The sequence below is a fragment of the Yersinia proxima genome (genome assembly GCF_902170785.1).
GTDB lineage: Bacteria > Pseudomonadota > Gammaproteobacteria > Enterobacterales > Enterobacteriaceae > Yersinia > Yersinia proxima.
The window spans coordinates 127257-152398 of sequence record NZ_CABHYG010000004.1 but is presented as its reverse complement, the minus strand read 5'-3'; the positions used below and the strand labels follow the sequence as shown (position 1 = coordinate 152398).

Here is a 25142-nt window from a genome sequence, read left to right as displayed (position 1 = left end):
GAGCCGAGGCCCTGTCTTTTTTAACTTAGGTCAGCAGATAAACTGCTTGATTAAGTTTAACTTAGAACTGGTATACCAAGCCAACACCAACAACGTCGTCAGTGTTCAGACCGTTAGCAACAGTAAACTTGTCTTCGTCCAGCAAGTTGATTTTGTAATCAACATAGGTAGACATGTTTTTGTTGAAGTAGTAGTAAGTACCAACAGAAACATATTTCAACAGGTCGTGGTTAGTATCTGTGTTGTTGTTCAGATCCTTACCTTTGGACTGAACATAACCCAGTGATGGGCGCAGACCGAAGTCGAACTGGTACTGTGCAGTGATTTCAATATCACGAGTCTTGTTCGCAATACCGTCATTACCGAATGGAGTCAGGTTCTGAGTTTCAGCATACATTGCTGCCAGGTATACGTTGTTTGCGTCGTATTTAGCACCAACGTTCCATGCCTGAGCTTTATCGCCTTCAGCTACATACAAACCGGTTGCCGGTGTAGCGTTCAGGTGAGCATTTTTCTGAGCAGTAGTACGGTTAGCTGTAGAGTAGCCAGCACCGAAACTTACGCCATAACCGATGTCATAAGTTGAAGACAGACCGAAACCGTCGCCGTTTTGAGTGCTCAACAGACCATCACGACCATTTTCGTTTTTGCCTTGATATTGCAGAGCAAAGTTCAAGCCATCAACCAGGCCGAAGAAGTTGGTGTTACGGTAAGTTGCCAGGCCAGTAGAACGGCCAGTCATGTAGTTGTCAGAGTTGGAGATTGAATCACCACCGAACACTGGCAGCATGTCAGTCCATGCGTTGACATCATAGATTACGCCGTAGTTACGGCCGTAGTCGAATGAACCGAATTCAGCAAATTTCAGACCAGCAAAGCCCAGACGGGTTTTGTTGCCTTCAGCGCCTTGAGATTCAGCGTTGTTAGCCTGAATGTTATATTCCCACTGGCCGTAACCGGTCAGTTGGTCAGTAATTTGGGTTTCACCTTTGAAGCCGAAACGAACATAAGATTCGTCGCCGTCTTGTTTAGCGTTGTCAGAGAACTGGTGACGCGCGTCAACTTTACCGTACAGGTCAAGTTTGTTGCCGTCTTTGTTGTAGATTTCTGCTGCATTAGCTGCACCAGCTACTAACAATGCTGGGATTACTACTGCAAGAATATTGCGCTTCATCATTATTATTACCCTCATTGGTGTTATTCGGACACCTGCCACTGCCGCCAATAATTTTTTTGGAACTATTGTTGAGAGTTTGGTGTCGTCTGTGTCTGAACGCAGTGTTCCATTCACGAGGGTTATAATCCAGACCGAAAATGCTACCAATTACCTGAATATGTTTCATTGGGAAACTATGTGTTACTAAATGTAAATATTAGGGAACTTTGTGACTCAGATCGAACTTTAAAAAATGATAAAAGCCAGCTGAGCTGGCTTTTATTTGTACAAAATCACAATTTTTTTCTAAATGACGAACTTAGAAACTGGCATTTCTCGGTGTACGTGGGAACGGAATAACATCCCGAACGTTTTGAACCCCTGTTACATATGAGATCAAACGCTCAAATCCAAGGCCAAAACCTGAATGTGGCACAGTGCCATAGCGACGCAGATCACGATACCACCAATAATCTTCTTTATTGAGGCCCATCTCTGCCAAACGTGCATCCAGCACATCTAAACGCTCTTCACGTTGTGAACCACCGATAATTTCACCAATGCCTGGCGCGAGAACATCCATTGCTGCCACGGTTTTGCCATCTTCATTCATACGCATATAGAATGCTTTGATATCTTTTGGATAGTTTTTGACCACTACCGGCGCTTTAAAGTGTTTCTCAGCCAAATAACGCTCGTGCTCAGAAGACAAATCTATGCCCCAAGAGACATCATTCTCAAACTTCTGGCCGGATGCCAGCAAGATCTCAATAGCATCAGTGTAGTCAACCTGAGCAAAATCTGAGGTGACAAAGCGCTGCAAGCGATCAACCGCATCTTTATCGACACGTTCGGCAAAGAATTTCATGTCATCAGCGCGTTCGTTTAACACTGCCTGGAAGACGTATTTCAGCATTTTCTCAGCTAAACCGGCGACATCATCTAATGATGCAAAGGCGACTTCTGGCTCTACCATCCAGAACTCGGCCAAATGGCGGCTGGTGTTAGAGTTCTCAGCACGGAAAGTCGGGCCGAAAGTGTAAACTTTGGATAACGCACAGGCGTAGGTTTCGCCGTTTAGCTGGCCGGATACCGTCAGGAATGCTTCTTTACCGAAGAAGTCTTCACTGAAATCGATAGCACCGGTATCAGTGCGCGGCAGGTTTTCCAGATCTAACGTCGATACACGGAACATTTCACCCGCACCTTCAGTATCAGATGCAGTGATTAGCGGTGTTGAAACCCAAAAATAACCGTTCTCATCGAAGAAACGGTGAATAGCTTGTGCCAAAGTATGGCGAACACGAGCTACTGCACCGATCAGGTTAGTGCGCGGACGCAAGTGAGCGACTTCGCGCAAATATTCGATACTGTGACGTTTTGCTGCCATCGGATAAGTATCGGGATCATCAACCCAACCGACCACTTTGATAGCGGTTGCCTGAATTTCAAAACTCTGGCCTTCACCCGGTGATGCCACTACGGTGCCAGTTACTTCTACTGAACAGCCGGTAGTTAAATGCAATACTTCGTCCTGATAATTAGGCAAAGTATTATTTACGACGGCCTGTAACGGGTCAAAGCAGGAACCGTCATAAACGGCAACGAAGGAGATACCCGCTTTAGAATCTCTCCGGGTACGCACCCAACCGCGCACGGTGACTTCACTGTCAACCGCAGCACGGCCTTGCAGTACGTCGACTACAGGCACTACGCTCATAGATTTCTCTCTTTAATAGTTTTGGATAATTTTGATATCGAAATAGTTAACAACCCAAAGAAATGGGGATGTTGCTATGTTACTTGTGGCGGTGCAGGACACAAGTAGAAATCATCAGTTCAGTGCAACATTGTTATAAAAATATACGACACAAACAGAGAAATGATTGAATAGTGGGATATAGAAGAGTAAAGCGAGGAAAAAAGTTCCAATTAGAGTGGGGCCGGGCAAGCATCTGCCGCCCGGCAATGACATGTTAGCTGGCCTTCTTAACCAACGGCAGAGCGAATGCTTCACGTAATTCATCAACAAACGCGGGATCATGACAAATAGTTTTACCTGGGCTATCAGAAAGTTTAGCCACCGGTTTGTCATTACACTCAACCAGTTTAATCACGATATTCAGTGGTTTGATGCCCGGAATATCACAGGTTAAACGCGTACCAATGCCAAATACTAACTTAATCCGTTGGTAGAAGTGGCGGTATAGCGACAACGCTTTTTCCAGATCCAGATTATCTGAGAACACCAATGTTTTGCTCATTGGATCAATACCCAGCTTTTCATAATGAGTAATCGCCTTTTCACCCCATTCAACGGGATCACCCGAGTCATGGCGTAATCCCTGATAGCGGTCAGCGAATGTTTTATCAAAATCGCGCAGGAATGCATCCATAGTAATGCAGTCGGTTAATGCCACACCAAGCTGATTTGGATACTCATCTAACCAGGCTTGTAACGCGACGCGTTGGCTGTTGGCCAGCACCGGGCTAATTTGTTGATGCGCCTGGAACCATTCATGAGCTTGAGTGCCAACCGGTGCTAATGACAATTTCCGTGCTAAATCGTAGTTACTGGTGCCCACCAGGTAAGGGAATTCGTCTTTTAAATCACTCACAATCGCGTGCTGTATCTCGCGAGAGAAACGACGGCGTGTACCAAAATCCATTAACTTGAAATGCGTAATATCAATATCCGCACTGAGCACTTTAAATTGCTGAAGTTTATTGCGCAGTTGCGCCACGGCCTGCTCGGTAGTGACATGTGTCGAGCGGCGGCGATGGACGATTTCACTGATTACCGCTAACAGTGGCACTTCCCACAATATTGTTTCGCACCACAAGCCGTTAATGCGAATATCTAATTTACCGTCATTATCAGACACAGCGACTTGCTCGGGATTGAAACGAAAAGCCCGTAACCAATTCAAATAGTCATCTTTAAAGAAGGGCAAACCGGAGAGGTAGAGATACTCATCATCGGTCAGCGCCAATTGGCTCATTAATGTTATCTGGTGGCGGATTTCGTCGGCATATTCGCCCAGCAACTCATCACCACGGCAGCGGAACTCAGCGGCAACGGTAATATGGCGATAACGATGGAACACTGCTTGCTGCATATGAAGTTTATAAGCATCTGTATCAAGCAATGAAGTCAAAATCGGTGAGGCGTCTTGGGTCATGGCGCTATATAGCATCCTCGTAGGAGCATTTTCCACAGTATAAAGTCGCAGAAGTATACCGGTATTGTCCTGTTATTGAAGCCTCATCACACCACAAATGCTCATCAGAGGTCTAGGATTAAACGTGCCATCGGCGCTCACCTGGGTTTTTTTCACAATTGTGATACATTGACAAGACTATCTGAGTCTAAGGCGAAGTCGCTGGCAGCCGTACTTTGAAGATAAGGTTTTGAACCCAAAGTTTGGCGCTAAAACGACCCTAAATACAGACTTGATAATCATATCCACAGATGACGTCCAAAGGGTTTCTATGACACAACAGCCGCAAGCTAAATACCGTCACGATTATAAATCGCCGGATTACACTATCACCGATATTAATTTGGATTTCGCACTTGATGCGCAAAAAACCACGGTAACAGCGATCAGCCAGCTAAAACGTCAAACAGCAGACGTGACACCGTTGGTTTTAGATGGTGAGGATTTAACGCTCGTGAGTATCAGCGTTGACGGGCAAGCATGGCCACATTACCAGCTACAGGATAACTCGCTGGTTATTGAACAATTACCGGCAAATTTTACGCTGACAATCGTCAATGATATTCACCCTGCAACGAACAGCGCACTTGAGGGGTTATATCTTTCCGGTGAGGCGCTCTGCACCCAATGTGAAGCCGAAGGTTTCCGCCATATTACCTATTATTTAGACCGCCCTGATGTGCTGGCGCGTTTTACCACCCGCATTGTCGCTGATAAAGCACTTTATCCTTATTTACTCTCCAACGGTAACCCGGTGGGGCAGGGCGTTCTGGATGATGGCCGCCATTGGGTAAAATGGGAAGACCCGTTCCCAAAACCTTGTTACCTGTTTGCTTTGGTCGCCGGTGATTTTGATGTGTTGCGTGATAAGTTCATTACCCGATCGGGGCGTGAAGTTGCGCTGGAGTTGTTTGTTGATCGCGGTAATCTGGATCGTGCCGACTGGGCGATGACCTCATTGAAGAACTCCATGAAGTGGGATGAAACCCGTTTTGGTTTGGAGTATGACCTCGACATTTATATGATTGTGGCGGTTGATTTCTTCAATATGGGGGCCATGGAAAATAAAGGGTTGAATGTTTTCAATTCAAAATATGTTCTGGCAAAAGCAGAAACGGCGACAGATAAAGATTATCTGAACATTGAAGCGGTTATTGGTCATGAATATTTCCATAACTGGACGGGTAACCGGGTCACCTGCCGTGATTGGTTCCAATTAAGTTTGAAAGAAGGCTTAACCGTATTCAGAGATCAGGAATTCAGTTCTGATTTAGGCTCGCGGTCAGTTAATCGTATTGAAAACGTGCGAGTTATGCGTGCCGCTCAGTTTGCCGAAGATGCCAGCCCGATGGCTCATGCCATTCGCCCAGATAAAGTCATCGAGATGAACAACTTCTATACCTTAACTGTGTATGAGAAAGGGTCAGAAGTTATCCGCATGATGCATACTTTGCTGGGTGAACAGCAATTCCAGGCTGGTATGCAACTCTATTTTGAACGCCATGATGGCAGCGCGGCGACCTGTGATGATTTTGTGCAGGCAATGGAAGATGCATCTAATGTCGATCTGTCTTTATTCCGCCGCTGGTATAGCCAATCCGGTACACCAATACTGACGGTACGTGATGATTATGATGCTGAAAAACAGCAATATCATCTGCACGTTAGTCAGAAAACGTTGCCAACCGCTGATCAGCCAGAAAAACTGCCATTGCATATCCCACTGGATATTGAACTCTATGACAGCAAAGGCAATGTGATTGCATTGCAGCGCAATGGTTTACCGGTTCATCATGTTCTGAATGTGACAGAGGCCGAACAGACCTTTACCTTTGATAATGTAGAGCACACTCCGATCCCGTCCCTGTTGCGGGAATTCTCTGCACCGGTCAAATTGGATTATACCTACAGCGATCAGCAACTCACGTTCCTCATGCAACATGCGCGCAATGAATTTTCTCGTTGGGATGCAGCGCAAAGTTTGCTGGCAATCTATATCAAACTTAATGTTGCCAAATACCAACAAAAACAGCCGCTGAGTTTACCTAACCACGTCGCTGATGCTTTCCGTGCCATATTGCTTGATGACAATCTTGATCCCGCGTTAGCCGCGCAGATCCTGACATTACCATCAGAAAATGAAATTGCGGAACTGTTTACCACGATTGATCCGCAGGCTATCAGTGCGGTGCACGAGGCTATTACCCGCTGTCTGGCAAACGAGTTATCGGACGAATTATTGGCCGTCTATGTGGCGAATATCACTCCTGAATATCGTATTGAGCACAGCGATATTGCCAAACGATCACTGCGCAATACTTGCCTGAGCTATTTGGCCTTTGGTGATGCAGAGTTTGCGAATAAACTTGTTTCTTCTCAATATCACCAGGCTGACAATATGACGGACTCGCTGGCAGCATTAGCCGCCGCAGTTGCTGCTCAGTTGCCTTGCCGCGATGAATTACTGGCGGCCTTTGATGTGCGCTGGAATCATGATGGTTTGGTGATGGATAAGTGGTTCGCTTTGCAAGCCACCAGCCCTGCGGCGGATGTTTTGACACAGGTACGTGCTTTACTTAAGCATCCTGCATTTAGTCTGAGTAATCCCAACCGTACCCGTTCGCTGATTGGCAGTTTTGCTTCCGGTAATCCGGCCGCATTCCACGCCACTGACGGCAGCGGTTATCAATTCCTGGTAGAAATACTCAGCGATTTGAATACCCGTAACCCACAGGTTGCCGCTCGTTTGATTGAACCATTGATTCGTTTGAAACGCTATGACTCTGGCCGTCAGGCCCTGATGCGTCAGGCTTTGGAACAATTGAAAACACTGGATAATTTATCTGGTGATTTGTACGAGAAGATAACCAAAGCATTGGCCGCATAAATAGGTTGTTTGTATGATAAACAGAGGACAGCGATGCTGTTCTCTGTTTTTTTATCCCCTGAAATACCTTCAGTCTTTGCATGGCTTTACGTCGCAAACGTTTACTTTCCTGAGAGATGAATTTACCATTCCCGCATCAACGGCTAGTCACCGCTCGCTCAGGAGATCACATGTATTATCCACTCGCCAAAAAAGCATTATTTCAGCTTGATCCAGAACGCGCCCATGAATTCACTTTTCGTCAGTTAAAACGTCTTACCGGCACACCATTGCAATTTTTGGTTAGCCAATCCGTGCCAACCAAACCTGTAAGCTGTATGGGCCTGTCATTCAAGAATCCATTAGGTTTGGCTGCGGGTTTGGATAAAGACGGCGAGTGTATTGATGCTCTTGGCGCGATGGGATTTGGTTTTATTGAAGTCGGGACGGTAACACCAAAGCCACAGCCAGGAAATGATAAACCAAGATTGTTTAGGATCGTCGAGGCTGAAGGCTTGATCAATCGTATGGGATTTAATAATCATGGGGTTGATAACTTAATTGAAAACGTCAAGAAATCACATTTTGGCGGTATTTTAGGTATTAATATTGGCAAGAATAAAGATACGCCGGTAGAACAAGGCAAAGAAGATTACTTGATTTGTATGGATAAAGTTTATCCTTACGCCGGATATATCGCGATTAATATTTCATCACCCAACACCCCAGGATTACGATCTTTACAGTATGGTGAAGCGCTGGATGATTTATTAGCAGCAATTAAAAATAAACAAACTGAATTACATCAGCGTCATCATAAGTATGTTCCTGTGGCGGTAAAGATCGCCCCGGATCTTACTGAGGAAGAATTGATCCAAATAGCGGACAGTTTGGTTCGGCATAATATAGATGGTGTTATTGCCACTAATACCACTTTAGATCGTTCCCTCATTCAGGGATTAAATTATTGCGAACAAGCTGGTGGTTTAAGTGGCCGCCCATTGCAATTGCGTAGCACTGAGGTGATTCGCCGTTTATCACAAGAACTGCAAGGTCGGTTACCTATTATTGGGGTGGGTGGAATTGACTCTGTCATTGCCGCACGAGAAAAAATGGCTGCGGGTGCTTCATTGATTCAAATTTATTCCGGATTTATCTTCCGTGGGCCAGGTTTGATTAAGAATATCGTTACTCATATCTAATTATTTATCTTCATTATTGGCCGGGGGGTTTATTTATTCCTCCGGCTCGTCTATATTTTACCCCAATGGATTAAATATACATCAAAAGCCTTATACCCTAAATAATTCAAGTTGCAGGAAGGCGGCAACTGAGTAAATTCCGATGAGCTTACTCAGGTAAGTGATTCGGGTGAACGAAAACAGCCAACGAACATGCAGCTTGAAGTATGACGGGTATATACGATTAAGTGCAATTAGATGGGTGATAACTCAAATTGTTGAGTCAATAATGTTGGTGAGCGTGGCGGGAAGGGAAAAATATGCGAATTAAACCAGACGATAAATGGCGTTGGTATTTTGATACCGAACATGACCGACTTATGTTGGATTTAGCTAATGGTATGATATTTCGTTCGCGTTTCCCGTCTAAAATGTTAACCCCTGATGCATTTGATGAATCTGCATTTTGTGTTGACGATGCAGCGCTTTATTTTGAGTTTGAAGATCAATGTCGCCAAATTAAAATGGGGCATGAGCAACGTTCGGAATTGATATTAAATGCGTTGGTTGCTTTCCGTTTTCTTAAACCATTAATGCCAAAAAGCTGGTATTTTGCACAACAGGCCAAAGCATGGATGCCACAGAATGCAGAATTGGCAGCAGTAAAAGTATTGGAGAACGGAGAAGAGATTAGTTTGTTAGTGGTTGAGTCCGGTGACACCGCCAGTTTGTGTTTATTAGCGCAGCCCCAGGTAGTATTAGCAGGGCGTCAGTTAGTATTGGGTGATGCGATAAAGATAATGAATGACCGCTTAACACCATTGGTTATTGAGAAGCCCTATACCGCCCCAGCCTTTAATCTTGACCGGGCGGTTTAGTTAATCAGTTGCAGCTTATTTGCCGCTAAGCGTAATATCTCCTTTTGGAATGCAACTACAACAAAGAACCGTTCCGTCATTTCCAATAGCACTTTGTTTTAAAGGTGCGACCTCGCCATCGACTAACGTAATTCTGCAACAGCCACATATTCCTGCCCGGCACGAGTAAGGAATGCGGATATTTTGTTGCTCCAGCTGTTCCAATAATACTTGTTGATTATTACCGTTAAAGCGAATGCCATTATATTCAATGGTTACAGCTTTGGATTGATCCTGCGGTGCGGCAAGACTTTCAACAACCGCTCCAGCGCCATAAGGGCGCGGTGGCTTGGTTGACAGAACTTCTACTTCATCCCCAATCCGAATGATACCGCTGTTCCTGGCCACCATATTCTGACCAAAATCGATATCACCATTCTCGGCGGTTCGGAATGTTTGCAGTGTTTGCAATGGTTCGCCGGTTGGATGCTTGCGACCGCGCTCAACACTGACCGTGGTTAATACGCAGCGGCTACAGGGCTTCACCAAATCAAAGGTAATATCACCCACGCGGATAACCTGCCAACTGTCTTCCGCGAAAGCGCTGGCACCGGTCACCAGTAAATTAGGGCGGAATTGCTCCAGTTTAATGCTGCTGGGGCAGCGTTGTTGCAATTCTTTAAATGAGGCTTCGTTAATCAACAGATAAGGGAATCCATCCGCGAATGACAATGGGATTTCCGGCATGGGTTTTACCCTGCGCGTTAATTCTGGCCCCAGCCAGCGTAATTGTACTTCTCTTTGAAAATAACCACTGAGCCAGTTGTTAATAGCTGCAGGAGCAATGAGCGCGGTAAAATGATTCCCCCAAACTTCTGTCGGTTCGGCATTGGCTAAAAAATCATTAAAGCGGATACTGGCACTCTCGCCGTCAGGGGCGGTGAGATATAAACCGTCTGACATTAAGGCGGGGGTAAACATCACCATCTTCGGATATTGGCGCGCAGTAATAAAAGTGCCATCCGGTTCGGTAATCATAAAGACGCGGTCAAAGGCCAATCCACTGCTGCTGACTTGTGCATGAGAAAGCTGCAAGCCGCGCATGGATTTTACCGGATGAACATAAAGTCGGGAGAGGGTAATCACCATTGCCTCCGTGCGAGTATTAAATAAGAGGGAGCAACTTTATGACAAGCTGCTGGGATTAGCTATAATGCGCAACAATTTTCTTTTTGGTGATAGTGCGATATGAACTCTCTGTTTGCCAGCACGGCGCGTGGACTGGAAGAACTGTTAAAAAGCGAACTCGAAGCGTTGGGCGCTCACGACTGTAAAATAGTGCAGGGCGGGGTACATTTTCAGGGCGACGATCGACTCATGTACCAAAGCCTGCTGTGGAGCCGTTTGGCTTCGCGCATTTTGTTACCGCTCAATGATTTTAAAGTTTATAGCGATTTAGATTTGTACCTTGGGGTGCAGGCGATTGATTGGCCATCAATTTTTGGTGTGGATAAAACCTTTGCCGTACATTTTAGCGGCGTAAATGACGAAATCCGCAATAGCCAGTATGGGGCATTAAAAGTTAAAGATGCCATCGTCGATAGCTTTACTCGTAAGCTGGATCAGCGCCCAACAGTGGCTAAACAGCAGCCAGATATCCGGGTGAATGTGTTCCTGCAACGAGAGATGGCCAGTGTCGCGCTGGATCTCAGTGGCGAAGGCTTGCATCAGCGCGGTTATCGTGACCTTACCGGTCAGGCGCCGCTGAAAGAAAATTTAGCTGCGGCGATTATTCAACGTTCTGGCTGGCAACTGGGCACACCGATGGTCGATCCGATGTGTGGTTCAGGTACATTGCTGATTGAAGCGGCCATGATGGCATCTGATCGCGCACCGGGTCTGCATCGCGAGCATTGGGGCTTTACCGCCTGGAGTGCTTTTAACGAAGAGCTGTGGCGTGAATTAACCACTGAAGCGCAAGTTCGCGCGCGCCGTGGTTTGCAGGAGACGACCTCGCGCTTCTTTGGTTCTGATATTGATCGGCGTGTGATTGAGATGGCTCGGGCCAATGCTCGTCGCGCTGGTGTAGCTGAACTGATTAGCTTCAATGCCAATGATGTCAGTAAATTGGTAAATCCATTACCGGAAGGGCCAGTCGGTACGGTTATCAGTAACCCACCTTATGGTGAGCGGTTGGACAGTGAGCCAGCATTGATTGCGTTGCATAATATGCTCGGCCGCATCATGAAAACGTCATTCGGTGGCTGGCGTTTATCTCTGTTCAGTGCCTCGCCGGAACTGCTGAGCTGCCTGCAATTGCGTGCAGAGCGCGAATTCAAAGCCAAAAATGGCCCGTTGGATTGCGTGCAGAAAAACTACCAATTAGCGGCAAATCCACAAGGTGCGGCGGGTGTTCAGGTTGCTGAGGATTATGCTAACCGCCTGCGTAAGAATGTGAAAAAGCTGGATAAATGGGCTAAGCAACAGGGCATTGAGTGTTACCGCCTGTATGATGCTGACTTGCCAGATTATAACGTGGCCGTTGACCGTTATGGCAGCAAGGTGGTAGTGCAGGAATATGCGCCGCCGAAAACGATTGATGCACAAAAAGCGCGTCAGCGTCTGTTTGATGTGATTAATGCCACTTTGGCGGTGTTGAATTTGCCTTCCAATCAGTTGGTATTGAAAACCCGCGAGCGGCAGAAAGGCAAAAACCAATACGAGAAATTGGCCCAGAAAGGCGAGTTCCTGCTGGTGAGTGAATATAATGCCAAGTTATGGGTTAACCTGACCGATTATCTCGATACCGGCCTGTTCCTGGATCACCGTATTGCCCGTCAGATGCTGGGCAAAATGAGTCAGGGTAAAGACTTCCTTAACCTGTTCGCGTATACCGGTACTGCCAGTGTACATGCAGGTTTGGGGGGCGCGCGCAGTACCACTACCGTCGATATGTCGCGCACCTATTTGGAATGGGCGGAGAAAAACCTGCGGGCAAATGGTTTAACTGGCCAGCAGCACCGCTTGATTCAAGCCGATTGCCTCTCCTGGCTGAGTAACACCGATGAGCAATTCGATGTGATCTTCATTGATCCACCAACGTTCTCCAACTCCAAGCGTATGGAGACCACCTTTGATGTTCAGCGCGATCATTTAGTGCTGATGAAAGAACTTAAACGGTTACTGCGCCGTAAGGGAACAATTATGTTCTCAAACAATAAGCGCGGTTTCCAGATGGATTTGGACGGGATAAAGGCGTTGGGATTAGAAGCGAAAGAAATCACTGCGCAAACACAATCTGAAGACTTTGCCCGCAATCGTCAAATCCACAACTGCTGGCTGGTGACTCACAGCCACGAGGAAAAGTAGAAACTATGTCGTTAATTAGCATGTCCGGTGCCTGGCTGTCGTTCAGCGATGCACCTTTATTAGATAATACTGAATTGCATATTGAGGCAAACGAACGTGTTTGTCTGGTGGGTCGCAATGGCGCGGGCAAATCCACCTTGCTGAAAATTCTGAGCAAAGAAGTACCTTTGGATGATGGTCGCATCATTTATGAGCAGGATTTAATTGTTGCCCGTTTACAACAAGATCCACCGCGTAATGTGGCCGGCACGGTGTTTGACTTTGTTGCAGAAGGTGTTCAGGAACAAGCCGAGCATTTGAAGGCTTATCACGCCACGCTGCATGAGGTTGAACTTGATCCGAGCGAAAAAAACCTCAATCGCCTGGCGGCATTGCAGGAAATTCTGGATCACCAGGGTTTATGGCAATTAGATAGCCGCATTCAGGAAGTGCTGAAACAGTTGGGTCTGAATGCAGATGCCGAGCTTTCCTCACTGTCGGGCGGCTGGTTGCGTAAAGCGGCATTAGGTCGCGCGTTGGTTAGTTCACCAAAAGTATTGCTGCTGGATGAACCGACCAACCATTTGGATATTGAAACCATTAACTGGCTGGAAGGCTTCCTGAAAGAATTCCAGGGCAGCATTGTCTTTATTTCCCATGACCGTTCCTTTATTCGCGCGATGGCAACACGCATTGTCGATCTGGACCGCGGTAAATTGGTGTCATGGCCAGGTAATTACGAACTGTATCTTGCCAGCAAAGAAGAAGCGCTGCGGGTCGAAGAGCTGCAAAACGCTGAATTTGACCGCAAACTGGCGCAAGAAGAAGTGTGGATACGCCAAGGCATCAAAGCACGACGCACCCGTAATGAGGGGCGTGTTCGCGCCCTGAAAGCACTGCGTATGGAGCGTTCACAGCGCCGTGAAGTGATGGGTACGGCCAAGATGCAAGTGGAAGAAACCGTGCGTTCGGGCAAAATTGTCTTCGACCTGGAAAATGTTAATTATCAGGTTGGTGGCAAAGTTTTGGTGAAAGATTTCACCGCTCAAGTACAGCGCGGTGACAAAATTGCGCTGGTGGGGCCGAATGGTTGCGGTAAAACCACCTTGCTGAAACTGATGCTCGGTCAGCTTAAAGCCGATAGCGGCAAAGTCCATTGTGGCACCAAACTGGAAGTGGCCTATTTTGACCAGCATCGTGCAGAACTTGATCCAGAGCGCACGGTGATGGATAACCTGGCTGAAGGTAAGCAGGAAGTGATGGTCAATGGCCGTTCACGCCATGTTCTGGGCTATCTGCAAGACTTCTTGTTCCACCCGAAACGCGCTATGACGCCAGTGAAAGCGTTGTCTGGTGGTGAGCGTAACCGTCTGTTATTGGCTAAATTATTCCTTAAACCAAGTAACTTGCTGATCCTCGATGAACCGACCAACGATCTGGATGTGGAAACACTGGAATTGTTGGAAGAAATGGTTGATAGCTATCAGGGCACAGTCTTGTTGGTTAGCCATGACCGCCAATTTGTTGATAACTCGGTAACAGAGTGCTGGATCTTTGAAGGCAATGGTCAAATCAGCAGCTTCGTCGGTGGCTATTATGATGCTCATCAGCAGCGCGCTGAGGCGAAACCTATTCGTCAGGTTGCACCAAAAGTTGAAGAAACCAAAGCAGCAGCACCAGTAAAAAGCGCAGCTCCAGCGGCAAAACGTCCTGGCAAGCTGAGTTATAATCTGCAACGTGAATTGGATCAGTTACCGCAGCAATTAGAAAAACTGGAAAATGAAATCAGTGGGTTACAGGCTGAGGTCAGTCATGCTGATTTCTTCTCCCGCCCACACGAAGAAACACAACGAGTTTTGAAAGCATTGGCCGATGCTGAACAGGCATTAGAAGTGGCGTTTAGTCGTTGGGAAGAGCTGGAAGCTCAGAAAAACGGCTAAAACGTGTTTACGCCGTTCTGTCAGGTGACGTGATATCCGACTTTATGATGATATTATGTCTATTGTTATAGTACGTTACTTGATAGAACGGTGTTCAATCCTCTTTATATAAAAGGGGAGCAGCCGTGAGGGATTCGATATTGTGTTCTGTAATTCAGCCTGAGCACGGCGAGCACACTGGGCAGTCAGGGAATGTCATCCTGTGCCGGCAGTGCGATATGTCAGTGGCCTTACCCTCCTTGCCTTATGGCACCAAAGCGGTATGTCCGCGCTGTAAAACCACACTGACCGCGCGGTGGGATGAACCACGTAAACGCCCGGTTGGTTATGCTATCAGCGCACTCTTTATGCTATTGCTGGCTAATATGTTCCCCTTCGTTAATATGCGTGTGGCGGGGATCACCAGCGAAATTACCCTGATTCAAATACCCAAAGTGATGGTGGCAGATGACTATGCCAGCATGGCAACACTATTTATGGTTTTGGTTCAGTTGATCCCGGCTTTCTGCATGGTGGCCATCATTTTGCTTTGTCTGCGAGTGCGTATGCCGCACCGTTGGAAAGCACTGATAGCAAAAGCACTCTTCCAATTTAAAACCTGGTGCATGGTCGAGATTTTCCTCGCCGGTGTGCTGGTTAGTTTTGTTAAATTGATGGCCTACGGCGAAATCGGCATTGGCAGCAGTTTTGTCCCTTATTGCTTATTCTGTTTATTGCAGGTGCGCGCTTTTCAATGTGTCGACCGCCATTGGATGTGGCAGGATATTGCCCCCGCACCCGCGTTACCTCATCCATTGATTGCGGGCCGAACCGGTTTGCGCCAAGGACTGCGCTCTTGTGCGTGCTGTACGGCCATTTTGCCGCAAGACCTGGTGGAATGTCCTCGCTGTCACACTCATGGTTATATCCGCCGCCGCAACAGTTTACAGTGGACAATGGCATTATTAGTCACGTCAATCATGCTGTATATCCCCGCTAACCTGATGCCCATTATGATTACCGAAAGTTTGGGGAATCAGATGAACTCCACCATCATGGCTGGGGTGATTTTCTTGTGGAGTGAAGGTTCTTATCCGGTGGCAATGGTGATCTTTATTGCCAGTATTATGGTGCCATCATTAAAAATGTTAGCGATCGGTTGGTTATGTTGGGATGCAAAAGGCAAAGGTAATACCGATACTGAACGGATGCATTTTATTTATGAAATAGTAGAGTTTGTTGGCCGCTGGTCAATGATTGATGTTTTTGTTATCGCGGTGCTGTCGTCATTGGTGCGTATTGGGCAACTGATGAGTATCTATCCGGCGATTGGTGCCCTGCTATTTGCCATGGTGGTTATTTTGACCATGTTTGCTGCATTAACCTTCGATCCTCGTTTAACCTGGGATCGGATAAGTGAAACAACCCAAAAGGAGCCGCAAGGTGACGGACAATAATCCCAGCCAAGGTGTGGCAGAAATTGAAAAAATCAAGCGGTGGTCCCCGGTATGGATCATCCCGATTGTCACTGCGCTGATTGGTGCATGGATACTGTTTTATCACTTTAGCCATCAGGGGCCGCAGGTGGTTATGACCACGTTGAACGCTGAAGGTATTGAAGCCGGTAAAACCAAAATAAAGAGCCGCAGTGTTGATGTTGGCATCGTTGAGCAGGTCACGCTAAGTGAAGACCTTAACCATGTGATCGTAAAGGCGCGGTTGAATTCCGGCATGAATACGTTGCTACACAGTGATACTGTTTTCTGGGTGGTCAAGCCGCAGATTGGCCGTGAAGGTATTTCTGGCTTGGGAACTTTGCTATCAGGGGCTTACATTGAATTGCAACCGGGTGGCAAGGGTAAGCCATTAAATGAGTTCGCATTATTGGATTCTCCACCACTTGCCTCGCCGGATGCCAAAGGGCTGCGCATCATACTTGACAGTGAGCAAGCTGGGCAACTGAACGCTGGCGATCCCGTGTTGTTCCGTGGCTATCGTGTCGGTTCAGTGGAAACCAGTGCTTTTGATGCGAAATCACGCCTGATGCGTTATCAGCTATTCATTGGCGCACCTTATGACAGCCTGGTCACCAGTAATGTGCGTTTTTGGAAAGACAGTGGGGTGGCGGTAGATCTCTCCTCACAAGGGATGCGTGTCGAAATGGCCTCTTTGGCGACTTTATTCAGTGGCGGTGTCAGCTTTGATGTGCCAGACGGTTTAGAGCCGGGTAAGCAAATTACCGAAGCGAAGGCGGAGTTCAAACTGTTTGATAACCGCAGTAGCATTCAAAATTCGCTATACACCGAACACGAAGATTTCTTGCTGTTCTTCTCTGATTCTGTGCGTGGCTTACAAGCTGGAGCGCCGGTTGAGTTCCGGGGGATTCGTATCGGGACTGTCGGGGATGTGCCTTTCTTCGCTGAAGGGATAAGGCAACGTGTTGATAATGATTTCCGTATTCCGGTGTTAATCCGCATTGAGCCAGGCCGTTTCCGCGAAGACTTAGGCCCGGATGCTAATTTTGAAAAAATACTGAAAACGGCCAAAGAACGCGGTCTGCGTGCCTCGCTGAAATCAGGCAACCTGTTGACCGGCGCACTGTTTATCGATCTGGATTTTTACCCGGATGCCAAACCGTGGAAAGGGCCACTGGAAGTGGCGGGTTATCCTTTGCTGCCAACCGTCAGCGGTGGTTTAGCGCAGATTCAGCAAAAAGTGATGCAAACACTGGATAAGATTAATAATCTGCCGCTGGACCCAATGGTCACTGAAGTCACCAAAACACTGGCTGAAAGTCAGAAAACCATGCGTGAAACCCAGAAAACACTGGAATCACTGACGGCACTCACTGCCAGCCCGGCAATGCAGGATTTACCGAAAGATCTGCAAAAAACCTTGAATGAATTGAATCGTAGTATGAAAGGTTTCCAGCCTGGTTCACCGGCCTACAATAAAATGGTGGGTGATATGCAGCGGTTAGATCAGGTGTTGCGTGAATTACAGCCAGTGTTGCGGACGCTGAATGAAAAGAGCAATGCGCTGGTATTTGAAGCGGCAGGAAGTCAGGATCCTCAGCCTAAGAAGGCCAAAAAATGATGAAATGGATGGCAGTTATCGCAGCACTGTTGCTCAGTGCTTGCAGCAGTACACCCAGCAAAACGTACTACCAGTTGCCCGCTCTCAGTGCGCCTGCTGGTGCGACGAGTAGTGTTGCATCACGGCAACTGTGGGTTGAGCATGTTGGTGTGGCGGATTATCTGGCGGCGGCGGGTGTGGTGTATCAAACCAACGATGTGCAATACGTGATTGCCAGCAACAACCTCTGGGCAAGCCCATTGGATCAGCAGTTGCAGCAAACCCTGGTCACGAATCTGAGCAATGCGCTGCCGGGCTGGCTGGTCTCCTCACAACCACTCGATAGCGATCAGGATGTCCTGAATGTCACTGTCACCGGGTTCCATGGCCGCTATGATGGGCGCGCCATCATCCGTGGTGTTTGGATACTCAAACGTCAGGGGCAACTGATTAAACAGCCGTTCGATTTAGAGCTTAAACAGGGCGAAGATGGTTATGATGCACTGATTCGCACTTTGGCTGAGGGTTGGCAGCAAGAGGCTAAGTCGATAGCTACCCAGTTGCGGTGATTTAAGTCATATTTTGTTCCAAATTTGTCTAATCCTCTTTCATCGATAATGATAAATTTATCGTGAAAGGGGATTTTTCATTATATATCAAATAATTAACACCATTCACCCCAAATCAATCACTTAGCAAATTCAGCGTGCATAGCTCACAAATATGACATTGGCGTGAATTTTGCGCATTGCTTTTCTGTTTCCTAAGGTCTATCACTTAATTGTGACTGAACATAAAGTAGTCACTGTTTTCTTTCCACCAGACCGAAAGATGAGGGAAACGAGGCATGAAGAGACAGAAAAGAGATCGCTTGGAAAGAGCGTTGTCACGTGGTTATCAAGCAGGTATTTCAGGGCGTTCAAGGGAAATTTGCCCCTATCAATCTTTAGACGCCAGATCGCATTGGTTAGGAGGTTGGCGACAAGCCATGGAGGACAGGGCTGTGACCGCTTAAGCGGCTCTCTGTCAGACTAAGGGATAACCTCCGCATTATGCGGAGGTTATTGGTCATTTTAATCGATCCAACGTTTCAGCAAGATACTCGCATTCACCCCGCCAAACCCAAAACCATTCGACAGTGCATAGGTCATTGCGTGAGGTTGCGCCTTACCTGCTATCACATTCAGCCCGGTGGCGGCTGGGTCAAGATTCTCCAGATTCAATGTTGCGGGCACGATTTGGTTCCGCAATGCCAGCACGGTGAAAATAGTTTCCAGCCCGCCAGCAGCACCCAACAAGTGGCCAGTAGCCGACTTAGTTGATGTGACAGCTAAGGTATCACCCTCGCCGAACAAATGTTTAATCGCGTTGATTTCACCCAAATCACCTACCGGTGTCGAGGTCGCATGAGCATTGAGATGCTGAACCTGTGCGGGTGTAATACCTGCCTGGCGTAATGCAATCTTCATGGCACGATAGGCACCATCACCGTCTTCTGCACCGGAGGTCATATGATAAGCATCGGCACTAGTACCGTAGCCGACAATCTCGGCTAATGGTTGAGCACCACGCGCCAAAGCATGTTCCAGCTCTTCAATAACCAGTAAGCCAGCACCTTCGCCCATCACAAAGCCATCACGGGCGCTGTCGAATGGGCGAGAGGCTTTTTCAGGAGCATCATTAGAACCGGTTGATAATGCGCGCGCAGCCGCAAAACCCGCCAGGCTAACTTTATCAATCGCTGCTTCGGCACCACCGCACAGAGCAATGTCCGCTTCATCATTGCGGATAAGACGAACTGCATCGCCGATGGCCTGAACACCGGCCGCACAAGCAGTCACCGGCGCGCCAATCGGCCCTTTGAAATGATGCTTAATCGAAACGTGACCTGCGGCCAGGTTTACCAAAAATGAGGGGACGGTAAAAGGTGACAGCCGTTTTGGCCCACGACTATCCGTGGTACGTACCGCATTTGCAATGGATGGGAAACCACCAATGCCGGAGCCAATAATGGTCGCAGTGCGTTCTTGTTTCTCGGCATTATCGGCCTGCCAGCCAGCATGGGCAATGGCTTCATCTGCAGCGGCCATGGCAAATTCAATAAAGCGATCCATTTTCTTTTGATCTTTTGGCGCAACAGCTTTATCTGGATCGAAGCCTGCTTCTGGATCTGCTGCGAGTGTTGGCACTTGCCCACCAATTTTTGCCGGCAAATCACCGACAATTTCATCTGGCAGAACACGGATACCCGACTGCCCGGCAAGCAGGCGTTGCCACACCATATCGATACCGCAGCCTAATGGGGAAACCACACCCATTCCTGTAATTACTACACGGCGCATGTTCATTATTTTTCCTTTGAAGACTCAATTGAATGGGTGGAAGGTCTAACATTGGCTACATCTTTCTCATGCATCAATGCCAACCGTTTATTAATTATATCGCTCCTGACCGAGCCTGCCGCGATGGTGACATCCTCTGCGCGAATAGGTTGCTGAGTACCATTGTCCAGCAAAATTGGATCGACCGGAGTACCGGTACGGCGATCGGTGAGAATGACCGTAGGGCCATCTGGCGAAAAATGTTGATTACCCCAGTGAAACAGGGCAGCAATCACTGGGAAAAAATCATTACCGCGTTCTGTCAATAAGTATTCATATCGGGCAGGGCGAGAGTGATAAAGTTGCTTTTCCAGAATACCGCTTTCCACCAAATATTTGAGGCGGCGGGTGAGAATGGTGGGGGAAAGTTGCAAACTCTGCTGAAATTCATCAAACCGCGTGAGCCCTTGAAAGGCATCACGGATAATCAGTATGCTCCACCATTCTCCTACTCGTTCAAGAGCACGGGCCACTGGGCAGGGCATATCTTGAAAACGAGTTCTTTGCATATCACTCCCCGGGTATTTTTTATGGGTATAGCAAGCGGTGTCAAAATTAACTGTCTTTAGTTACTACATTTATTGTAGTAACTAAAGTTAAAAAAAATGCCAATGGCATCGTAGTTAATGTGCAGGGGAGTTAACTGCCCCTGCACGGGGAAACGAATTTAACTATTAGAAAGCGTTAGTATCTTTAAACAGGCCTACTTTTAAGTCGGTAGCAGTATAAATCACTTTGCCATCTACCAGCACTTCACCATCAGCCACACCCATAATCAATTTACGCATAATAATGCGTTTAAAGTTAATACGGTATGTCACTTTCTTGGCATCTGGCAGAACTTGCCCAGTGAATTTCACTTCACCGACGCCGAGTGCACGGCCTTTGCCTTCGCCACCCAACCAGCCAAGATAGAAACCAACTAATTGCCACATGGCATCAAGGCCCAGGCAACCAGGCATTACTGGGTCACCGATAAAATGGCAACCGAAGAACCATAGATCCGGATTGATATCCAGTTCCGCTTCCACATAACCTTTGCCATATGTGCCGCCGTCTTCTGTCATTTTAACGACACGGTCCATCATTAACATATTGCCTGCTGGCAATGGTGGCCCGCCAGCACCAAACAGTTCACCACGGCCTGATGCTTCAAGGTCTTCTTTTGTATAGGATTCGCGTTTATCTACCATGTTCTCAGTAAGCCTTATTTTAATGAAGTGCGCAGAATAGCGTACAGCTGTACGCTGAGCAAGTCCGATCAGCCCTGGTTGAACCAGTTCAACCAACGTAATGGCCATGGCCAACGGCGTCTGTCCTGCGGATTTACTTGTGAGATTCGCTCTTGAATTATACCTAATAAGCTAGGTTGTTGCTCATCGGCATAAATCATACCCGTTAGTAAAGGCAATGCTTCAGCGACGGTATCGACAGCCCACAAATGGAACTGACCTTGCTGCACGGCCTCAATCACCGCTTGATTCAAGCATAAATGGCGGACGTTGGTGGCCGGTAAAATAACCCCCTGACTGCCTGTAAGCCCGCGACGTTGGCAAGATTCAAAGAAGCCTTCAATTTTTTCATTCACGCCGCCAATAGGCTGTACGTTACCAAATTGGTCAACTGAACCTGTCACTGCGATTTGCTGGTTAATCGGCTGTTGTGACAGGGCGCTGATCAGTGCGCAAAGTTCTGCCAGCGATGCACTGTCGCCATCAACCTCTCCATAGGATTGCTCAAAAACAATGGAGGCTGAGAACGGCAGCGGCTGATCAAGTTCCAGTTCTGAAATCAGGAACGCTTGCATAATCATCATGCCTTTAGCATGAATGTTGCCGCCTAACTCAGCTTTACGTTCGACATCAACAAACTCGCCGTCACCTAAATGAACAACGCAGCTGATACGTGCAGGTTCACCGAAAGCATAAGGGTGCCCCGGATATTCCAATACCGACAGGCCATTAATTTGGCCGACAACCTGGCCTTCGGTCTCAACCAGAATTTGTCCTAACTCAATTTCATCTTGCATCCGTTCAGCAAGATAGCTATTACGCCAGTCGCGGGCATTGAGTGCGACTTCAAGCGCATTGGCGGTAATAGTGTCTTCTTCGGCATAGAGTGCAGCTTCAGCTAACTGGCGAGTGAGCCATTGCGGGCATAATGGCAGGCTCCCTTGGTCACCGCTATAACGCACCGCCTGACGGAATAGTACCGGCCAGGCATCGGCGGATAACGCAGGCAACTGCTTTTGCTGCAACAGCGCATTGATATAGCCGCACCACAACGTCATGCCATCAATATCGACTAACGGCAGTTCAACTTCGAATTCACCATAAATAGCCAGTTCGCCAAGCTCAGGTTCCATATCATGAAAATCACCCAGGCCAAGACGATCGCCGACCAGAATCAAACGCAGATCCAGTGGCATTGAAGGGATATGTACCGGTAGAGGACGAGTTTCGTCAGGTGACAACCAGTCGAAGCGCTGCTGAACTATCATCTGCTTCAGGCGTAACCACATCAATGGCTGCGCCTGTAATGATCGTACCGACAGGATCAATACACCGCCATTAGCTTGATGAACCAAGCCTGGCTGGAGACTTATTTGATCTTTATGCCATCTAACACAGCCAAACAGCTGTTCTGGTTCTACCCATTCCTGATAGAGGCAGCGCGAAGTCGCCGCAAATGGCTCATCACCGCGTTGAGCGGGTTGCCAACTGACCTGGTGTCCATGCACAAGGTAGTCTCCGCCAAACAAGGCTGAGGCCTCAGGCTGGAGCTCTTTAACAGCTTGTGCGATCAATGCCAGATACTCAGTGCTTTCCTGTGCTTTAATCAACATAAAACGCGGCAGTGATTGTGGATGACAAAATAGTGTCATTCCATTTTCAAGCCGGGGTTGAATCGCCGAGAAAGAAACAGGCTCCAACTGGGAGGCAGTAGCAAATAACGCTTCATATGGCGTTGTGTTCGGCAGCAGTGACTGCCATTCAAGTCTGTTATTGGTCAAAGTGATAGATGCAATCGTCAAAAAGGGAAAGGGCGATTATACAAGAATAAACCAGACTTCATATACGTAGAGTAGTAGTTGGTGGCAAGGAGTAAGATATCGACAGTATTCCGTACAAAAAATAAACTAAGTATGCACTTTTAGTAGGGTGAAATTCTGCGTAAAACTGTTATGCTTAACTTAAGTTACACGGTCACTAAAGAGCTCACGATGAAATATCAGCAACTGGAAAATCTGGAAAGCGGTTGGAAATGGGCGTATTTGGTTAAAAAGCACCGTGAAGGTGAAGCCATTACTCGTCATATAGAAAACAGTGCAGCTCAGGATGCTGTCGAGCAATTGATGAAGTTGGAAAGTGAACCCGTGAAGGTGTTGGAGTGGATTGATACGCATATGAATATGCAACTGGCTACCCGGATGAAGCAGACTATACGGGCCAGGCGCAAGCGCCATTTTAATGCGGAACATCAACATACTCGCAAGAAATCAATCGATCTGGAGTTTCTGGTGTGGCAACGTTTGGCAGCGTTGGCAAGGCGTCGAGGTAATACTCTTTCAGAGACCGTTGTTCAGCTAATTGAAGATGCGGAACGTAAAGAGAAGTATCAGAATCAGATGTCGTCGTTGAAACAGGACTTGCAAGATATTCTTGGTAAAGATGTTTGAGCTGCACAGCTATGAATCAATATCAACACGGCTAAATAGTGAAATTAAGAAAATGTGATTTGACTCGATTTTCTTAATTTCACGATAAAAAAAACCCCGCAATGCGGGGTTTTTTACGAAAGCAGTAAACTTAAGCCTGTGGCTGAGTTACAACTTCTTTGTAGCCTTTAACTTCGATCTCTACGCGACGATCTGGTGCCAGGCACTCAATCAGAGCAGCACGTGGTTTCACGTTGTCACAGGTATTGCCTGTAACAGGGTTCGCTTGGCCTTCACCGCGAGCGGTGATTTTGTCAGCTGGGATACCTTTAGAAACCAGGTAATCACGCACGCTGTCAGCACGACGCTGAGACAAAGCTAAGTTAGGAGCTGGTTGACCGATACGGTCAGCAAAGCCCAGAACCACTACAGAACCGTCTTTAGGATCGATAGAGCTCAGTTGTGCGTACAGTTGGTCCAGAGCTTGCTGGCCTTCTGGTTTCAACGTTGCTTTGTTGAAAGCAAACAGCACGTCAGATTTCAGTGTGAAACGCTTGGTGTCAACAACTGGAGCTGGAGCTGGAGCCGGAGCAATTGGAGCTACTGCATCTTCCTGACCGAAACGGTAAGAAACACCTACGCTCAGCATGCCGTTGTCTGGACGAGCACCAACGGTAGCTTTATCACCGATGTTGCTAACCCATTGGTATTCCATACGGGTTGCCCAGTTTTTGGTCCATGCGTATTCAGCACCCAGCGCTACCAGTGGAGAAACACCGGTGTCATGAGCACTATAACGTGCGCCATCAATAGAACCATCGGTATCTGCACGCCATACCATACCACCCAGACGAGTGTACACGTCCAGATCCTGAGCTACTGGATAGCTCAGTTTAGCAGCCAATTGGACGCCTTGAGCTTTGAATGCGCCATTGTTAGTGTCGCCTTTGTAAGGCATACGGCCAAGCCAGTCGTATCCCATTTCAAAGCCGAGGTATTGGTTTGCTTGGTAACCCAAGAACGCACCAGCACCTACTTGGTCTTTATGAGTAGGACCGTCATTGTTAATGATGGAACCTGTGTCTTGGAACTGAGACCAACCCAGTTTACCACCGGTATACCAGGTGTTATCTTTCGGTGCGGCTTGCGCTACTGTAGCGAAACCAGCCAGTGCCACTGCTAATGCGATAGCTGTCTTTTTCATTTTACGCCTCGTTATCATCCAAATAGGCAATGAGCTTTAAAAGCTAAGCCCTTGGTTAAAATTCTTCGTCAAGGTTTTAACGCTCCCGTTAATCACGCTGCCAGTATAATTTGGCGTTTTAGAGCAACCTTGGCGATGTAAAGTCTACAACGTGGCGAGAAAGTTACAAGTGTGATGTGATAAACCGGCTGAAAAAAAAGCGAAATAGTGCATAATCTTTAACGATTTAGCAGTAAAAAGCAGTATTTCCTAGACCTTATTTTCCGCCGCAAGCCG

General features: G+C 47.4%; 19 protein-coding genes. 10 read left to right on the top strand and 9 right to left on the bottom strand.

Annotated features, from left to right (window positions below; genetic code table 11):
- Positions 1-61: 61 nt before the first annotated feature.
- From ompF to pncB, 3 genes are all read right to left on the bottom strand, one after another.
- On the bottom strand, positions 62-1174 hold the full coding sequence (gene ompF / locus FTB31_RS02750; protein ID WP_175628008.1) for a porin OmpF: 1113 nt from the start codon (positions 1172-1174) through the stop codon (positions 62-64).
- A 301-nt stretch (positions 1175-1475) separates the two neighbouring features.
- Positions 1476-2876 (bottom strand): asparagine--tRNA ligase, encoded by a 1401-nt coding sequence (asnS, locus tag FTB31_RS02745; RefSeq protein WP_004709981.1) that lies wholly within the window; start codon positions 2874-2876, stop codon positions 1476-1478.
- 256 nt (positions 2877-3132) lie between these two features.
- The gene (gene pncB, locus FTB31_RS02740; protein ID WP_050078434.1) at positions 3133-4338 is read right to left on the bottom strand and encodes a nicotinate phosphoribosyltransferase; all 1206 of its coding nucleotides are present in this window, start codon (positions 4336-4338) and stop codon (positions 3133-3135) included.
- Between the two features lie 310 nt (positions 4339-4648).
- Between pncB and pepN the strand changes: the two genes are divergently transcribed.
- The 3 genes from pepN to FTB31_RS02725 all read left to right on the top strand — a co-directional run bounded on the left by pepN (position 4649) and on the right by FTB31_RS02725 (position 9302).
- On the top strand, positions 4649-7264 hold the full coding sequence (gene pepN / locus FTB31_RS02735) for an aminopeptidase N (RefSeq protein ID WP_227731081.1): 2616 nt from the start codon (positions 4649-4651) through the stop codon (positions 7262-7264).
- Positions 7265-7434: 170 nt separating this feature from the next.
- Positions 7435-8445, top strand: coding sequence for a quinone-dependent dihydroorotate dehydrogenase (pyrD, locus tag FTB31_RS02730; protein WP_050078431.1), 1011 nt, complete (start codon positions 7435-7437; stop codon positions 8443-8445).
- 299 nt (positions 8446-8744) lie between these two features.
- Positions 8745-9302, top strand: coding sequence for a cell division protein ZapC (locus tag FTB31_RS02725; RefSeq protein WP_050078430.1), 558 nt, complete (start codon positions 8745-8747; stop codon positions 9300-9302).
- A 15-nt stretch (positions 9303-9317) separates the two neighbouring features.
- Here FTB31_RS02725 and FTB31_RS02720 read toward each other — a convergent pair whose 3' ends face one another.
- Positions 9318-10430 (bottom strand): YcbX family protein, encoded by a 1113-nt coding sequence (locus FTB31_RS02720; protein ID WP_072081936.1) that lies wholly within the window; start codon positions 10428-10430, stop codon positions 9318-9320.
- Positions 10431-10529: 99 nt separating this feature from the next.
- Between FTB31_RS02720 and rlmKL the strand changes: the two genes are divergently transcribed.
- The 6 genes from rlmKL (at position 10530) to rmf (ending at position 18638) form a co-directional block, all read left to right on the top strand.
- Positions 10530-12650, top strand: coding sequence for a bifunctional 23S rRNA (guanine(2069)-N(7))-methyltransferase RlmK/23S rRNA (guanine(2445)-N(2))-methyltransferase RlmL (gene rlmKL / locus FTB31_RS02715; RefSeq protein ID WP_050078428.1), 2121 nt, complete (start codon positions 10530-10532; stop codon positions 12648-12650).
- 5 nt (positions 12651-12655) lie between these two features.
- Entirely contained in the window at positions 12656-14569 is a 1914-nt protein-coding gene (locus FTB31_RS02710; protein ID WP_077173901.1) for an ABC transporter ATP-binding protein, read from the top strand.
- A 140-nt stretch (positions 14570-14709) separates the two neighbouring features.
- On the top strand, positions 14710-16005 hold the full coding sequence (gene pqiA / locus FTB31_RS02705) for a membrane integrity-associated transporter subunit PqiA (protein ID WP_026017889.1): 1296 nt from the start codon (positions 14710-14712) through the stop codon (positions 16003-16005).
- Positions 15992-17644 carry an intermembrane transport protein PqiB gene (gene pqiB, locus FTB31_RS02700; RefSeq protein ID WP_050078426.1) on the top strand — a complete coding sequence of 551 codons (1653 nt, stop codon included), beginning with the start codon at positions 15992-15994 and terminating at the stop codon, positions 17642-17644. Before pqiA ends, pqiB begins: the two co-directional genes overlap by 14 nt.
- Positions 17641-18192 carry a membrane integrity-associated transporter subunit PqiC gene (gene pqiC / locus FTB31_RS02695; RefSeq protein WP_227731080.1) on the top strand — a complete coding sequence of 184 codons (552 nt, stop codon included), beginning with the start codon at positions 17641-17643 and terminating at the stop codon, positions 18190-18192. Before pqiB ends, pqiC begins: the two co-directional genes overlap by 4 nt.
- A 278-nt stretch (positions 18193-18470) precedes the next feature.
- Positions 18471-18638 carry a ribosome modulation factor gene (gene rmf, locus FTB31_RS02690; RefSeq protein ID WP_002228015.1) on the top strand — a complete coding sequence of 56 codons (168 nt, stop codon included), beginning with the start codon at positions 18471-18473 and terminating at the stop codon, positions 18636-18638.
- 58 nt (positions 18639-18696) lie between these two features.
- On the opposite strand, the gene fabF is transcribed toward rmf, so the two are convergent.
- The 4 genes from fabF to FTB31_RS02670 all read right to left on the bottom strand — a co-directional run bounded on the left by fabF (position 18697) and on the right by FTB31_RS02670 (position 23017).
- The gene (fabF, locus tag FTB31_RS02685; RefSeq protein ID WP_077294865.1) at positions 18697-19971 is read right to left on the bottom strand and encodes a beta-ketoacyl-ACP synthase II; all 1275 of its coding nucleotides are present in this window, start codon (positions 19969-19971) and stop codon (positions 18697-18699) included.
- Positions 19971-20513, bottom strand: coding sequence for a winged helix-turn-helix transcriptional regulator (locus FTB31_RS02680; RefSeq protein WP_050078423.1), 543 nt, complete (start codon positions 20511-20513; stop codon positions 19971-19973). Before FTB31_RS02680 ends, fabF begins: the two co-directional genes overlap by 1 nt.
- A gap of 165 nt (positions 20514-20678) precedes the next feature.
- On the bottom strand, positions 20679-21197 hold the full coding sequence (gene fabA / locus FTB31_RS02675; RefSeq protein ID WP_005160035.1) for a bifunctional 3-hydroxydecanoyl-ACP dehydratase/trans-2-decenoyl-ACP isomerase: 519 nt from the start codon (positions 21195-21197) through the stop codon (positions 20679-20681).
- 68 nt (positions 21198-21265) lie between these two features.
- A complete protein-coding gene (locus tag FTB31_RS02670; RefSeq protein WP_050078486.1) occupies positions 21266-23017 on the bottom strand; it encodes an AAA family ATPase in 1752 nt (583 codons plus the stop codon).
- Positions 23018-23227: 210 nt separating this feature from the next.
- Here FTB31_RS02670 and matP point away from each other — a divergent pair, with 210 nt between their 5' ends.
- Positions 23228-23683 carry a macrodomain Ter protein MatP gene (gene matP, locus FTB31_RS02665; protein WP_005170880.1) on the top strand — a complete coding sequence of 152 codons (456 nt, stop codon included), beginning with the start codon at positions 23228-23230 and terminating at the stop codon, positions 23681-23683.
- A gap of 130 nt (positions 23684-23813) precedes the next feature.
- Here the strand turns inward: matP and ompA are convergent, their stop codons facing one another.
- Positions 23814-24866: a porin OmpA gene (gene ompA, locus FTB31_RS02660; protein ID WP_174847095.1), complete on the bottom strand. Its 1053-nt coding sequence runs from the start codon at positions 24864-24866 to the stop codon at positions 23814-23816.
- Positions 24867-25142 lie beyond the last annotated feature (276 nt).